Raw genomic sequence first — 15,281 nt, 5'->3', positions numbered from 1 at the left:
GAGTCCGAGCTGCTTCTTCATACCGGCAGATTAGCAGGAAACTTTCGTAATTTTCCCAAATAAAAGCCAGAATTGTTCTAAGGTTTTGCCCATGAAAACAGCACTGACCCGCACGCAGCGCCTCGATAGGCTGCCGGTTACCCCGAAACACAAGAAGCTCCTCGTCGGATCGGGGGTGGGGTGGGCGCTCGACGCGATGGATGTCGGGCTGGTCTCCTTCGTCATCGCGGCGCTGGCCGTGCACTGGGACCTTGAGAAAACCACCACGAGCTGGATCGCGTCCGTGGGGTTCATCGGGATGGCGGTCGGCGCCTCCCTCGGCGGGCTGCTCGCGGACAAGCTGGGGCGCCGCCAGGTCTTCGCCCTCACGCTCCTGATCTACGGCGTGGCCACGGGCGCTTCGGCGCTCGCCGGGTCGGTCGCTGTCCTGCTCGTCTTCCGGTTCCTCACCGGCCTGGGCCTCGGCGCGGAGTTGCCCGTCGCGTCCACGCTGGTCAGCGAGTTCGCGCCGCTGAAGGTGCGCGGGCGGATGGTGGTCTGGCTCGAGGCGTTTTGGGCGGCGGGCTGGATTCTGGCGGCGGTCATCGGCACGTTCGTCGTCGCCGAGGGCGAAAACGGCTGGCGTTGGGGGCTTGCGCTCGGCGCCGTGCCTGCGCTCTACGCGCTGTATGTGCGCATGCAGCTGCCCGAATCGGTCCGCTTCCTGGAGGCGCGCGGCCGCGACGAGGAAGCAGAGGCAGTGGTCCGCAGCTTCGAGGAGCAAGTCCCACCCGAACTACTTATCGACGCCCCCATCGCCACCACCGCCGATCCCGAAGCAAGTTCCGGCCATCACATCTGGGGCCCCGAACTGCGCGCCCGCACCGCCGCCTTCTGGACCGTCTGGTTCTGCGTTTCCCTCGCCTACTACGGCGCGTTCACCTGGATCCCTTCCCTGCTTGTGGACCAAGGCTTCAGCCTCGTGCGCTCCTTCAGCTTCACGCTGATCATCACGCTGGCCCAGCTGCCCGGGTACGCCCTGGCCGGCTGGCTCATTGAGGTCTGGGGGCGCCGCACCACCCTCGCCGTCTTCCTGGCCGGGTCGGCGGTGTCGGCTGGGCTCTACGGGTTCGCCACCGCGCCCTGGCAGATCATCGCCGCAGGCTGCCTGCTCTCCCTGTTCAACCTGGGCGCGTGGGGTGCCCTCTACGCCATCGGTCCTGAGCTCTACCCCACCCAGATCCGCGCGACCGGCACGGGCGCCGCTGCGGCCTTCGGGCGCGTCGGTTCGATCCTGGCGCCGCTGATCGTCCCGCCAGTCCTGGCCTTCGGCGGCCACGCCAGCGTATTCGTGGTCTTCGCGGTGGCGTTCACCGTGGCAGCCGCGGCTGCGTTCGTCCTGCCGGAGCAGAAGGGCAAAGTGCTCGTCTAGAGGAGATCCTGCGCCGCCTTACGCGCGTTGCCGATCACGGCCGGGACCCCAACCCCGGCGACCCAGGCGCCGGTCACGCCGACACCGTCGACGTCGGCGAGTGCGTCCTGGACCTTGGCCACGGTGGCCAGGTGGGTGGCGTCGTAACGCGGAAGGCCACCGAGCCAGCGCTGAACGAAGATCTCCTCGACGCCGGCGGCGCGGCCGTCGAAGCCGGTGATGGTCTGCAGGTCGTCGAGGGCCCAGTCCACGAGGTCATCCTCGCTGGCGGTCAGGGCGACGTTGTCGCCGTAACGGCCGAAGCTGGCGCGTACAAGGGCACCGCCGCGCTCGGCGAGGTGCGGCCACTTACGCGACGAAAGCGTGAACGCCTTGGCGTGCACGTCCTTCGCATCGGTGCTGACCAGCACGCCGGAGTTCTCCGGCAGGCCCTCGTCGGTGGCGAAGCGCAGGCCCACCACGGCGGAGTTCGCCAACTCGACGGAGCGAAGCACTTCGGAGGCCTCGGGGGCGATGTCGCGAAGCAGCAGCGCGGTCGTCGGCGCCGGGGTGGCCAACAGCACGCGGTCGTAGACGGTGTCCTCGCCCCCCTTGAGACGGAACCCCTCGCCTTCGCGGCTGATGGACGGGATGAAGGCGTCGACGTAGATATTCGCGCCGGACTGCTCCGCAAGCGCCTCGTAGAGTTCCTGGTAGCCCTCGCGGAACGTGGCGAAAATCGGCACCGGCTTCGAGGGCTTCGAGGCACCTGAAGACCCAGCCGCGGCGACAGCCTTCTTCCGGGCGGCCTCCAGGTTGGCGACCGCGGTGGACAGGTGCACCGGGCCGTCGGCGGCCAGGCGGTCGAACTCGGCGGCGAGCTGCGGCACGGTGGCGCGAACGCCCAGGTCATCGGCGGTGCAGGAGTACACTCCGCCAAGCAGGGAGGAGACGATGTTGTCCACGACGTCGTCGCCGTAGCGCTCGCGGACCAGGGCGCCGACGCTCATGTCGCCGCCGATGGTCCACTCGAAGCCCTCGCGCTCCGCCTCGGTGTCGATGCGCCGCGCGGTTTCCTCGCTGACCAGGTGCGCGACCGGCTCGGAGGTAGATGGGATACCCATCATGCCGCCTGCCGGCATAGCGCGGGTTTCGCCGTCGACGTACAGCAGGGAGCGCATCCCCGATGGGGAGACCAGCGAGTCTTGCAGGCCCAGCTCTTCGACGAGCTGCTTTGCTTCCGGGCGGCGCGCAATGAAGGCTTCTGCTCCCATATCGGTGGGGCCGCCGTCGAACGCAACGGTGTACAGCTTGCCGCCGATGCGGTCGTTGCCTTCGTAGACGTCGACGGTGTGGCCGGAGTTGCGCAGCTCAAACGCTGCGGTCAGCCCGGCAAGCCCTGCACCGACAATGGCGATATTCAATGGGGATCTCCTTCGTTATGCTTCGTGGATCATTGCGACGGCGTCGGTGATGGCGCCTGCATCGGTGGTCGGCAAGACGCCGTGCCCGAGGTTGAAGATGTGGCCGGTGGCGGTGCCGGCGTCGATAGCTCGGGCGGCCTCGGCCTTGATGCGGCGCACTTCTTCCTGCACCACGGCGGGGCCGGCGAAGAGCATCGCCGGGTCAAGGTTGCCCTGCAGCACACGCGGGGACGCAAAGCGCTTCGCGGCGACGTCGAGCGGCACGCGCCAATCGACGCCCATCACCTCAGAACCGGCCTCGGACATCGCGCCGAGCAGCTCACCCGTGGCCACACCGAAGTGGATGCGCGGGATCACGCCCTCGACCTCCTTCAGGATCTCGGCGGAGTACGGCAGGACGTGCTCGCGGTAGTCGGCCTCTGTGAGGAAGCCCGCCCAGGAGTCGAAGAGCTGCATGGCGTCGATGCCGGCGTCGACCTGCGTGCGCAGGAACGCGCTGATGGTCGGCACGAGGCGGCGCATCAGGGCGTGCCACGTATCTGGGTCGCCGTGCATCATGGCCTTCGTCTTCTCGTGGTTCTTGCTCGGCCCGCCCTCGATGAGGTAGCTGGCCAGCGTAAACGGCGCGCCGACAAAGCCGATCAGGGCCTGGGTGTCGGTGAGCTCGTCAAGAATGATCTCGATGCCCTTGGCCACTTCCTCAACGTTGTGGTCCAGCACCGGCAAATTATCGACGTCCTCTCGCGTCCTAATCGCCTTCTCCATCACTGGGCCGCGGCCTGGCACGATTTCAACGCCGATACCCGCTGCCTTCAGCGGCACAACGATATCGGAAAAGAGGATCGCCGCATCCATGTCGTGGCGGCGCACCGGCTGCATCGTGATCTCCGCGAGGAGCTCCGGCATGAAGCAGGAGTCCAACATGGAGATGCCCTCGCGGGCCTTGCGGTATTCCGGCAGCGAGCGCCCGGCCTGGCGCATAAACCACACCGGGGTGCGTGAGGGCGTGCGGCCGTTGGCGGCCTCAATGAACGGGGCAGAAGAAAGGTCGCGTCTGGTCATAGTCTCCCACCCTACCGCCGTTGCGGTTTAGGTGGGAAAATGATTTGCCCGCGAGGAGTGCGCCTCAATCACGAGCGAGCTGCCGAGCATGAGCAGCGTGGCCCCCACCGGGGGCAGCACGCCGATCGCGGCAAGCACGATCGCGGTGGAGTTGTACGCCCAGGCGAAGATCATGTTGTAGTCGATGATGTGGCACACGCGGCGCGCGTGCGCGATGAGCTGCGGGACGGCGGAGACGTCGTCGCGGATCAGCACGGCGTTGCAGGCGCGGGCGATGGTGGAGGACTGGGCGTCGATAATGTCGTCGGTGGCGTAGAGCAGGCCGACGTCCGCCACCTTGATAGTGGGAAGCGCGGTGGCGTCGCCGATCATGGCAACCGTGGCGCCCTTCGTGTGGATGGCGCGAACCGCCCCCGGCTTATCCGGCGCGGTAATGCCGGCGAGCACGTTGGACATACCCAAAAAGCCGGCAAAGCGGCGGGCAACCGGGTAGGTATCGCGGGTGAGCATCACCGTCTCTACGCCCATCTGTTCCAGGCGGTTGATGGCCTCGTGGGCGTCGTCCTTCGCGGGGTCGTAGAGGGTGATCACGCCGCGGTCCTTGCCGCGCCAACGCACCACTACAGGGGTGCCTCCGGCGGTCGCGGCCATCGCGAGGCGGCCGTGCAGCTGGGACAGGTTCGTGGGGCGCCACAGGCAGGCGTCGAAGGACTCGGTGCGGTCCTCGTCCTCGTCGCCGTAGGTCAAGGTGAGGCGGCCGCGGAACTCGCCGCCGGGCGTGATTTCCTCGTTGCTCATCTCGATCCACGACGGCACATCGGCGCTCTTCGTGCGCCCATCGCGCGCCTCACGCGCCGCCTTCACCATCGCGCGTGCCGACGGGTGGTTGGACTCCACCGACAGCGCACCCGCCACGCGCATCACCATCTCCGGGCTTTCGCCGCGCTCGGCGGTGACGGTCTCCACCGTCATCTGCGGCTTGACCAGGGTGCCCACGCGGTTGAACACAGCCGTGTCCGTCGACTCCAGCGCGCGGAAGGTTTCGCCGTCGCGGATCAGGATGCCGTTTCGCACCGCAGACTCAATGCCGAGGCGGATCGCCAGCGACGGCGAAATCGCCAGCGCCACCGGCGCCACCACCACCAGGATGGCCAACGCCGTGGAAAAGCCAGCATTGTAGTTGCCGGTCAGCAGCACCCACAGCCCAAAATCCAAGATGGCCAGCGCATAGGCCGCCGGGATGAGCAGGCCCGCCGCGCGCGTGGACATCAACGTGGCCTCGTTCTGGTGGCGCAGCACCGCGTCCACCCAGCGCTCCACCGCGCCCAGGCGGGTGGTGTGTCCGACGCGTTCCACGCGCATCTTGATCTTGCCGCTGCGCAGCACCGACCCGGCGCGCACCGTTGAGCCGACTTTCACCTCGGAAGGCTCGCGGGCGTCGATAATCTGGGGGTTCAACACGCCAGAGCCGCCGACCACCTCGCCGTCGGCAGGGATGATCTCGCCCGCGTGGACGTAGACGTCATCCCCTTTGTTCAGCTCGACTGCCGGGAAGTCTTCCTCCGTCACGTTGCCCGCCCGCGAACGACGCACCACCTTGTACACCGCGTCCGGATCAGGGTTGCGGGCCTGCAAATCCTCCATGAGGCGGGGGCGAGCGCGCATGGTGAAGTAGCGTCCCACCAGCAACAACGTGGTCACGGCGCAGGAGACCTCGAAGAAGATCTCAACGTCGTGGCCCATCTGGTGCGGCACCCAGCCACTACTGGTGGTCCAGCCGATCTGCCCGGCGGACGTCAGCACCACCGCGACCAGTGACCACAGCCAAGCGGCCAAAATCGCGATCGAGCTCGCGCCGTCCAGCGCGGAAATCCCGCGGCGCACGCCACCGAGCATCGCGCGGTGGAACGGGAACGCGCACCACAGTGCGACCGGGGTGGACAACGCCAGCGAGCACCACTGCCAGCCCGGGAACTGGAACTGCGGCACGTACGCCATCAGGATCACCGGGATGCTCAGCACAATAGCGATCCACATGCGAAGCGGCGTGACCAAGTCGCGGGCGGTAAACAGTACGTCCTGGCCACGCATCATGCCGCGGCGCCGTCGGGCGGTGCGCACGAACCCGCTCGCGCGCGCCGTGCGCAGGGAGCGCTGCTCGTGTTCCTTCATCCGGCGCATCCGGCCGGACATGCCGCGCGTGCCGCGCCGCGGCAGCGTGTGATCCACCACCGAGTGGCCTTGGGCGCGGCGGCGCAGCGTCGAATCCGTCAGCTGCACCTCCACCCCGAAGCGCTGCATCACCTCGGCGATCGTGTGCGGTGCCGTGGTGTCCGGCGCGGTCACCCACGCCATCTTCGTCGGGTACACCAGGCGCGCTTGCACGCCCGGCAGCTCCTCGAGGGCCTCCTCGATGTCGCGCAGCTGCGCGCCGTCCTCCAGGCCCTCGAGCTCGAACGCGTAGGAAGCGTGGGGGCGCAACGGGTTGCCGTTGCTGTCCTCGGAGTGGCGCGAGTCCGGGTCGAACCCGGCGTCCTTGGCCGCCAGGCGGGCGTCGTCAATTGAGCGCGTCACATTATCAGCCATGCGCCGTTACTCCACTTCTTCCCTACTGCTGCTACTGCTCAGCCGAACGCAGGTAGTCCTGCGATTCCTTCCGGGAAGCATAGAACAGCCCCAATGCTCCCGCCACACCGACCACGATCTGCACCGCACCGTCGACGGCGAACAGCGCAACCGGCACTTTAGTCGCAGCGGGCGTCATCAAGAAGAGCGTGAGCACGCGCACCGCGAAGAAGACCGAGAAGACCTGCAGCACCCGCGTGGCGTTGAGCATCCATTTCCCGCGGCGCTGCACCGAGCGCAGCGCCAGGACAAACACCACGATGATGCCCAGCTGCAGCAGCGCCATCAGCACAACCGTGGCATACATGCTCGCCTGCATCATGTTCTCCGGGATCGCCTCCGACTGGTTCTTCGCGGCCTGGTTCGCCGCCTCGCGCAGCGCAGCCGGGTCGAGCACCGTCACCACCACGGCGAGGATCTGGTGCAGGAGCTCACCGAGGATCATCACTGCCCACGCGCCGAGGAGATAGCGCACCGCCTCGGGCTGTTGCTGCGTCGGCTCGTCCTTCCGGTGTCTCGGTGGCAGGGCCGGGGCCTGCGCCGCGGGAGGTGTGTTAGCCATGAAGCTCCTTCAGCGCACGCGCGCCCTCGATTGCGTAGTACGTCAAAATCTGGTCCGCGCCAGCACGCTTGATAGAGGTCAGCGACTCCATCATGGTCGCCTCGAAATCGATCCAACCGTTTTGACCAGCGGCGACCATCATCGCGTATTCGCCCGAAACCTGGTACGCCGCCACCGGCACCGGCGACATGTCTGCAACGCGGCTGAGCACATCCAGGTACGGCAGCGCAGGCTTGACCATGACGAAGTCCGCGCCTTCCTCAATATCGAGCTCGGTCTCGAGCAGGGACTCGCGCACGTTCGCCGGGTCCTGCTGGTACGTGCGGCGGTCGCCCTTCAGGGAGGAGCCGACCGCGTCGCGGAACGGCCCGAAGAACTTCGACGCGTACTTCGCCGAGTACGCCATGATGGCCACGTCCTGGTAGCCCTCGGCGTCGAGTGCCTCGCGGATCACACCGATCTGCCCGTCCATCATCCCCGACGGGCTCACGATGTGCGCGCCCGCGGCAGCCTGCGACAGCGCCATATCGCGGTAGAGGTCCAAGGTGGCATCGTTATCCACCACCTGGTTGCCATACTTATCGACGCCCACTACACCACAGTGCCCGTGGTCCGTGAACTCATCCAGGCAGGTGTCGGCCATAATCAGCAGATCCTCGCCGAACTCCTCGCGCAGTGCGCGCACGTTCCGGTTCAGGATGCCCTCCGGGTCCCACGCGACGGAACCCGTGGCGTCCTTATCCTCATCGAGCGGCACTCCGAAGAGGTCCACACAGCGGATCCCCTCCTCGAGTGCCTCGTGGCAGATCGCCTTCAGGGTGTCCGTGGTGTGCTGGTACACCCCCGGCATGGAGGCAATCTCTCGGCGTTCGGTGATGCCATCAGCCACGAACAACGGCAAAATAAAATCGGCCGGAGCCAGTCGCGTCTCCGCAGTGAGCTGCCGAATCGCAGGATTCTGGCGGAGGCGACGTGGACGGCGTGGAAGATGATATGTAGTCATGTGCTACATCATAACGCCGGTTTCCGACGCGCCCTCCGCTTCTTCCGTGGCGGCGGCAGCTCCCCAGCTGCCCGCAGGGCAGCGACGTGCTCGGCAAGCGCGTCCACCAGGGACGGTACGTCCGCGACCTCTGGTACGACGTCGACACGCAGCCCCTGCTCGCGCGCAGCCTCAGCGGCCATCGGGCCGATGCACGCGATGATCGTGCGCTGGTGCGGCTTACCCGCGATGCCAACCAGGTTGCGCACTGTCGAGCCGGACGTGAAGCAGACTGCGTCAAACCCGCCGGTCTTGATCATGTCGCGTACTTCAGGAGCCGGCGGGGCGGCGCGCACCGTGCGGTAGGCCACGACGTCCTCGACGTCCCAGCCCTTCTCAATCAGGCCATCCACCAGCACGTTCGTTCCGATGTCCGCCCGCGGCAGCAGCACCCGCGAGACCGGGTCGATGTCCTCAACGTACTCTGGGAACACCTCCACCAGGCCAGCAGCATTCTGTTTCGTGCGGTGCGGCAGCAGCTCCGGGCTCATCCCTAACGCGCGCAGCGCCTCCGCCGTCTTGCGGCCGACCGCCGCCAGGTGCACACCCGCGAACGCGCGGGCGTCCAAGCCAAGCTGCTCGAACTTCTTCCACACCGCGTGCACCGCGTTCGTCGAGGTGAACACCACCCACTGGTAGCGACCCTCCACGATCCCTTTAATCGCGCGGTCCATCTGCGCCGGGTTGCGCGGCGGCTCCAGAGAAATCGTCGGCACCGACTGCGGGATCGCCCCGTACGACGCCAGGCGGCTGCTCATCGCCTCCGCCTGCTCCTTCGCACGCGGCACCAGCACTCGCCACCCGTACAAAGGACGGTTTTCCCACCACGAAAACTTCGATCGATCATCATTCACAGTACCGAGCGTCACCACCAAAGAACCAGGCAGATCCGCCGTCACCGAGTCCGTGGTTGCCAGGGTCTCCAGGGTCGCATCGACCGTGCGCTGCAGCCGCGTCGTCCCGTTGGCCGTGACGCTGCACGCCAGCTCGCCCGGGAACCCGCGCTGCATCAACTGCGACGCCATCTCCGGCAGCTGCTCGCGCACCGCCTGCAACACCAACGGCTGCGGCGCCTGCGACAACTGGTCCCAGTCCACCGGCCCGTTCGCCAGATCTGCTTCCGTATACGTTGAACCAAGCGCGATACCCGCAAAGGACGGCACCGTCGACGGCAGCGACATCCCCGGCACAATCTGGAACTCCAGGCCGGCGGCCGCCACGGCGGCGATCTCCTCCCGCACCGCATCGCGCGTCAGCGGGTTCCCGCTGACCAGACGGATCACATCCCCGTCACCGTCATCCCCCTTGCAGATCACCTCGGCCGCCGCCTGCAGCGCCGAGCGCAACCGCGCAACAATATCGTCCGTGCCAAGCGGCACCTCTTCAACCTCAGCCGCGGTCGGGTCCGCAGGCTTCGGCGGGCGGCGCCGCGCCCCCGACGCCTTCGCCTCCGCACACATCGCCTCATATTGGGCCTCCGCGGCGTCGATCTTCTCCTGCGGCACCGCGCACGCTGCGGCAAGAACATTTCGGACACCCTCAAGAACATCCGGTTCCACCAACGCGATAGAATTGCGTTCCATCACCTGGCGAGCGCGAATCGTCAGCAAATCGGGATTGCCAGGTCCGGCACCGACGAAGATCACCTTCCCCGGCTGGGGCGTGATTGAGGGCAGTGTCATCAAAATGGTCTTTTCTGGTCTTGTATAAGGCGTAAAGAAGTGTCCCGGCGTACAGCGAGTCCCAAAGGGACCCCTATACACCGAGACGATTGGACGTATGGTAGTTACACCTTAATTTGCATACGCCGTGTTTCAAAACCTGTTTCAAAACCAGTCTGAAAACTTACTGCATAATTTCTGCCGCCCCGCGCCCAATCAGCGTCTGTGCAAGCTGTGTTCCCAGCTCACGGGCGTCCTTACCAGAAGCCTCCTCAATCAGCTGCTTGGAGCCATCCAGGGCGAACACCCCCGCCCGCAAGGTAATGGTGCCGTCAGCGATGGTCGCGTGCGCCGCAACCGGGGCCGTGCAGCCTGCCTCCAAAGTCGCCAGCACCTGACGCTCCGCCGCCGCGCACGCAAAAGAATCCGCGTCCAACAGCTTGTCCAGGCCCTCGCGCAGCGCGGTGTCGTCGACGCGGCACTCCACCGCCAGCGCACCCTGCGCCGGGGCGGGCATGAACACGTTGGCGTCGAAGACTTGGGTGGCGCGGTCCGCGAACCCACCACGGACCAAGCCCGCGTACGCCAGGACAATCGCGTCCATCTCGCCGCTTTCCACCCGGCCCATGCGCGTCTCAATGTTGCCTCGCAGCGGGAGGATCTCAAGGTCAGGGCGCAGCGCGCGCAGCTGGGAAACACGGCGCGGCGCCGAGGTGCCCACCTTCGCGCCCTTCGGCAGCGTGTCCAGCGTCAGGCCGTCGCGGGCGATGAGTGCCTCGCGGTGGTCTTCGCGCTCCGGAACGATCAGGTAGGTGCGGGGCTCTGGGGCCGTCGGCAAGTCCTTGAAGGAGTGCACGGCGACGTCCACCTCGCCGTCGAAGAGGGCGTCGCGAAGCGCAGACGTAAACACGCCGACGCCGATGCGTTCCACCGGCGCGTGGGAAACATCCCCGGCAGTTTTCACAATGTGCAGCTCAGACGGGTAACCGTGCGCGATCAGGGCATCACGCATGTGACCCGCCTGCGTCGTGGCCAAGTGCGAACCCCGCGTACCAATTTTCAGCATGTAAATTACGACTCCTTCAACTTCAATTCGTCGGGACTCGGCAACCGGTCCATATCAGTAGCGGCCGACACGGGGCGCACCCCAAACAGTTCCTCAACGGCGGTCTCCAGGCTAATCGAGTCCGAGCTCGCCGCCAGCTCCTTAATCTTCACCGTCGGCTTATGCAGCAGCTTATCCACCACACGCTTCACCGACCGCGCGACCTGCTGGAAGTCCTCTTCGCCCAGGTCAGGAAGACGCTTGCGCAGCCGCGCCAGCTCCTCCTCCGAGATCTCCGCGCCAATCCGGCGCAGCTGCGCCACCGCCGGCGCCACCTCGCGCACCCGCTGCTCGGAGCTAAACGCCTGCACCTCCTCGGCCACGATCGCCTCCGCGGCCTGCAGCGCCTTCGAGTCCTCCGAGTCCGCGTTGTGCAGCTGCTCGTGCAGGTACTCGATGTTGATCAAGTGCACGCCTTCGTGTTCCAGCACCGAATTGTCAATATCACGCGGCAGCGACAAATCAATCAGCATCGTCGGCCCCGAGATATCCTCGCCCGAAATGGTGAACCCATCCGACGCCGTCGCCGACACCGTAATATCCACACGCCCCAACGCCCCCGCGCGCGCATTAAAGTCCACGACCTCCGCAGCCACCCCGGCCTCCCGGGCGTGCTCCGCCAACCGCTCCGCACGCGAGCGAGTGCGGTTCGCAATAATCAACTTATCGACGCCCCTCTTGCCCAAATGCGTCGCCGCCAACGAGCTCATCGCACCAGCCCCCAACACCAGCGCAGTCTGGCCCTCCAGCGTCTCGACCCCCAGCGTCTCCATCGCCGTATCCAACGCGAAGGTCACCATCGAGCCACCCGCTTCATCAATCGCGGTCTCCGTATGCACACGCTTGCCCGTATGCAACGCCGTCTGCGCCAACGAATGCAACGCCGGCCCCACCGTGCCCTGCTCAGCCGCATTCGTATAAGCAGTACGCACCTGCCCAATGATCTGCTGCTCCCCCACCACCATGGAATCCAGGCCGGAGGTGACCGTCAATAAATGCTCCGCAGCCGCGTCCGAATACCGAACGTACAAGTAGCCGCGCAGCTCCGCCTCGCTCACCCCGGAGACCTCGGCCAGCACCGCCAACACATCCTGCACACCCGCATGGAACGCGTTGGCAACCGTGTACACCTCCAGCCGGTTACACGTCGAAATGATCATCGCCTCAGACAACGACGGGCGCTCCACCAGCGCCGACGCCGCCGAATGCTGCACCGCATCATCCATACTCAAGCGTTCCAACAACGCAACGGGCGCCGAGCGGTGCGACATCCCTACAACGAGAACACTCACTCAATCCCTCCAGTCAGCCGTGAATCAAACCAAAGGATAGCGCGTCACTCTGACAGCGCCTCGGCCAGGTCCGCGTTATCCACTTCCCAACACGCGAACTCGTCCCCATCAATCACTACAACCGGGACACGATCCCCGAACTCGGCGTTGAGCGACGGAGAGGCGTCGACATCTACAAGCGTGAGCTGCGCGCCGCACTGCTCGACCACCGGGGCGATCTGCGCAGCCACCCGCTCGCACGACCCGCAGGTCGCGCGCACCATCAGTTCAACCTGTTTCATCTCTCCGCCAATCTTGTTTACGATACAAACTATCACGTCTGCCACACGGTGAAAGGCTCGCTGGCAATGTCCGACCACAAAGAACTCCTGGCCCAATGGTCACTCACCCAAGGCAACCTTCGCCGCTTCCTCGAAGAAGTTGCCCTCCCACCTCTCGACGCCGAATCCCAGCGCACCGCTGGTAACGCCGCCGCAGCCGCCGCCATCGAAGAAACCTTCGGCATCAGCATCGAAGAATTCGCCACCGGCGTCGACTCCGTCGGCGGCGCCTTCAAAACCGCCGGCCGGGAGAAAATCACCCAGCCCGACCCCGACGTCCCCCAAGACACCGAGGCGGCCGCGTTCTTCGACATCGACAACACCCTCATCCAGGGCTCCTCGCTCATCCTGCTGGCCAAAGGCTTGGCCAAGCAGCGCTTCATCACCCTTCGCGAGCTCCTGCCCGCCCTGACCAAGCAAATCCGCTACCGCGTCTCCGGCTCCGAAAGCGCCAAAGACATCGCCAAAGGCCGCGAGCAGGCCCTCCAAGTAGTCAAAGGCAAGAACGTCGAGCAGCTCAAAGAGCTCTGCGCCGAAATCGTCGACCGCCAAATGCTCGACAAGACCTACCAATCAACTATCGACGCCGCGTCCCGCCACATCGCCCAAGGCCAGCAAGTCTGGCTGGTCTCCGCCACCCCGGTCCAAATCGGCCAGGCGCTCGCGGAACGCCTCGGCTTCACCGGTGCCCTCGGCACCGTCGCCGAAGAGGAAAACGGCAAGTTCACCGGCCGCCTCGTCGGCGACATCCTCCACGGCCCCGGCAAGCAACACGCCGTCGCCGCACTGGCTGCCATCCAGAAGCTCGACCTGGCAAAGTGCACCGCCTACTCCGACAGCATCAACGACCTGCCAATGCTCTCCATGGTCGGCAACCCCGTCGCCATCAACCCTGACCGTGCGCTGCGCCGCTACGCGACAGGCCAAGGCTGGACCATCGAGGACTACCGATCCCTTCGTCGCTACATGCTCCCGGCCCTCGGCGCTCTGGCGGGCGGCGCGCTCGCTGCCGGTGTCGCGGCTGGCGTGGTGGCGCTGCGTCGTCGATAGTTTTTTGGTGCGGGCATCACCGCTCAAGCCACTCCGAACGCAGCAATCCGTGGCGGGAGCATGCCGCCGACCACGCCATCGGCGAAATCTTCACCACCATCCGCCGCTGGCACAGCGGGCAGATGCGTGGCGCGTCGTAGGGGCGGGCCGGGTCGAGGGGCCAGGCGATGTCGCCGGAGAGGATGGCGTCGGCAAGATCGGTGTTGTCTGGAATGCGCATCAGAGTGACTTGATCGTGTCGTAGAGGATGCCGTGGCCGGAGTTCACCTTCTGGCCGACGGGCGAGATACCCAGGTTGATGCGCGGCCGGGAGCTCCCGTCAAGGACGCGGTCCACGGCGTCGCGGTCCTTCTCTATCGGACGGCCAAACGTGGTCAGGTAATTACCGCCGATGATGGCGTTCGCGCCGCCCATCAGGCCGGCTTCGGTGCCGTCGTCGCCAAGCGCGAGCTCCGTGCCACCGGCAAAACGGAGCTGGGTTGTGGGCATGGCCAGGCGGAATGCCGCAACGGCACGAAGCGCCTCCCCCTGCGGGACGAGTGGCCGGTCGGCGAACGGGGTGCCGGGGCGAGGGTCGAGGAAGTTCATCGGCACCTCGTGAGGCTGGATCTCGGCAAGCTGCGTGGCGAATTCGGCACGCTGCTCGATCGTCTCCCCCAGACCAATGATCCCGCCACAGCAGGTCTCCATCCCCTCAGCGAGCACGTGCTCGAGAGTGTCTTTGCGCTCCTGCCAGGTGTGGGTGGTGACCACGTTCGGGAAGAAGGATTCGGCGGTTTCGAAGTTGTGGTTGTAGCGGGACACGCCCATCTGCGCGAGTTGGTGCGCCTGTTCACGGGTCAGAATGCCAAGCGAGGCAGAAATAGAGATGTCCACCTCCTCCCGAATAGCAGTCACTGCCGCCGCGACCTGGTCCAGCAGGTCCTGCGTCGGGCCCTTCACGGCGGCGACGATGCAGAACTCGGAGGCGCCCATCTTCTCGGACTGCTTCGCGGCCTCCACGAGCTCGTCGATATTCAGGGTGACGGCACGAACCGGGGACTCGAACAGTCCGGACTGGGAGCAGAAGTGGCAGTCCTCGGGGCAGCCGCCAGTCTTCAGGGAGATGATGCCCTCCAGGGAAACGTCGACGCCACAGTGCTTGATGCGAACCTGATGGGCTAGATCGAGCAGTTCCGGCAGGTGTTCGTCCTCGATGGTGAGGATCTGCACGAGCTCTTCCTTGTTCAGGCCTTCGCCCCGCTCAAGGGCTTTTTCGCGTGCGATGTCGAGGATGTCGGTCATGGTAATGCGCTCCGTTCAGTGCGGGGACGTGTTGTAAGTACGCATCAGTGTAGACCGCAATTGAACACCGTTCAGGTGTTTCGTGCCCCAACCTCCACCCACACCAAAAAGTTCCCGTGCCCGGGAACCATTTTGCGGTTTGGGCCGGTTCCGGTCGACCAACGGTTACGTTTCTGCAGGTCGCGACGACTGTCCACAAAGAAAGTTCCCGCGATCACAGAAATCCGAGGAACTTTTCGCAATTTCGGGGTACTCCACCCGCCCGAACACCCGCCTGACCTGCAAAGTGTAGTAACAGGAATGTAGTAATCCTCGAAAAGGGGCCCAAACGGGGATTACTACAATCCTGTTACTACCATTTGGGTTTTAGCCACGCCCACAACCGCATTTCCCCAGGCTAATTCGCTCGCTCACCGGTATGGAGCGCGAGCCACACGCATGAAAAAACGCCCGCTCCAACCATG

General features: G+C 65.6%; 13 protein-coding genes. 2 read left to right on the top strand and 11 right to left on the bottom strand.

Annotation, left to right across the window (positions count from 1 at the left end; all coding sequences use genetic code 11):
- Positions 1-91 precede the first annotated feature (91 nt).
- Positions 92-1,411, top strand: a complete 1,320-nt coding sequence (locus ACXIUA_RS10455) for an MFS transporter (protein ID WP_457976787.1) — start codon at positions 92-94, stop codon at positions 1,409-1,411.
- Here ACXIUA_RS10455 and ACXIUA_RS10450 read toward each other — a convergent pair.
- The 9 genes from ACXIUA_RS10450 to ACXIUA_RS10410 form a co-directional block, all read right to left on the bottom strand.
- Positions 1,408-2,814: a protoporphyrinogen oxidase gene (locus ACXIUA_RS10450; RefSeq protein WP_457976786.1), complete on the bottom strand. Its 1,407-nt coding sequence runs from the start codon at positions 2,812-2,814 to the stop codon at positions 1,408-1,410. The two genes, ACXIUA_RS10455 and ACXIUA_RS10450, sit on opposite strands and share 4 nt — an antisense overlap.
- A gap of 15 nt (positions 2,815-2,829) precedes the next feature.
- Positions 2,830-3,876 (bottom strand): uroporphyrinogen decarboxylase, encoded by a 1,047-nt coding sequence (gene hemE / locus ACXIUA_RS10445; RefSeq protein WP_457976785.1) that lies wholly within the window; start codon positions 3,874-3,876, stop codon positions 2,830-2,832.
- Between the two features lie 27 nt (positions 3,877-3,903).
- Positions 3,904-6,462, bottom strand: coding sequence for a heavy metal translocating P-type ATPase (locus tag ACXIUA_RS10440; RefSeq protein ID WP_457976784.1), 2,559 nt, complete (start codon positions 6,460-6,462; stop codon positions 3,904-3,906).
- 31 nt (positions 6,463-6,493) lie between these two features.
- Positions 6,494-7,063 carry a hypothetical protein gene (locus ACXIUA_RS10435; RefSeq protein ID WP_256007649.1) on the bottom strand — a complete coding sequence of 190 codons (570 nt, stop codon included), beginning with the start codon at positions 7,061-7,063 and terminating at the stop codon, positions 6,494-6,496.
- The gene (gene hemB, locus ACXIUA_RS10430; RefSeq protein WP_288857573.1) at positions 7,056-8,066 is read right to left on the bottom strand and encodes a porphobilinogen synthase; all 1,011 of its coding nucleotides are present in this window, start codon (positions 8,064-8,066) and stop codon (positions 7,056-7,058) included. Before hemB ends, ACXIUA_RS10435 begins: the two co-directional genes overlap by 8 nt.
- An 8-nt stretch (positions 8,067-8,074) precedes the next feature.
- Positions 8,075-9,787: a uroporphyrinogen-III synthase gene (locus tag ACXIUA_RS10425; protein ID WP_457976783.1), complete on the bottom strand. Its 1,713-nt coding sequence runs from the start codon at positions 9,785-9,787 to the stop codon at positions 8,075-8,077.
- Positions 9,788-9,950: 163 nt separating this feature from the next.
- Entirely contained in the window at positions 9,951-10,832 is an 882-nt protein-coding gene (gene hemC / locus ACXIUA_RS10420; protein ID WP_457976782.1) for a hydroxymethylbilane synthase, read from the bottom strand.
- Positions 10,833-10,837: 5 nt separating this feature from the next.
- Positions 10,838-12,163: a glutamyl-tRNA reductase gene (locus tag ACXIUA_RS10415; RefSeq protein WP_457976781.1), complete on the bottom strand. Its 1,326-nt coding sequence runs from the start codon at positions 12,161-12,163 to the stop codon at positions 10,838-10,840.
- A 44-nt stretch (positions 12,164-12,207) separates the two neighbouring features.
- Complete coding sequence (locus tag ACXIUA_RS10410) at positions 12,208-12,444, bottom strand: glutaredoxin family protein (RefSeq protein WP_070363200.1); 237 nt, start codon at positions 12,442-12,444, stop codon at positions 12,208-12,210.
- A 66-nt stretch (positions 12,445-12,510) separates the two neighbouring features.
- Between ACXIUA_RS10410 and ACXIUA_RS10405 the strand changes: the two genes are divergently transcribed.
- Entirely contained in the window at positions 12,511-13,533 is a 1,023-nt protein-coding gene (locus ACXIUA_RS10405; protein WP_457976780.1) for an HAD-IB family hydrolase, read from the top strand.
- A 16-nt stretch (positions 13,534-13,549) separates the two neighbouring features.
- Here the strand turns inward: ACXIUA_RS10405 and bsaP are convergent, their stop codons facing one another.
- Entirely contained in the window at positions 13,550-13,753 is a 204-nt protein-coding gene (gene bsaP, locus ACXIUA_RS10400) for a biotin synthase auxiliary protein BsaP (protein ID WP_070363202.1), read from the bottom strand.
- Entirely contained in the window at positions 13,753-14,817 is a 1,065-nt protein-coding gene (gene bioB / locus ACXIUA_RS10395; protein ID WP_457976779.1) for a biotin synthase BioB, read from the bottom strand. Before bioB ends, bsaP begins: the two co-directional genes overlap by 1 nt.
- Between the last annotated feature and the right edge of the window lie 464 nt (positions 14,818-15,281).

It is taken from the genome of Corynebacterium sp. UMB8791 (genome assembly GCF_054166365.1).
This window is presented reverse-complemented; position numbering and strand designations above follow the sequence as displayed.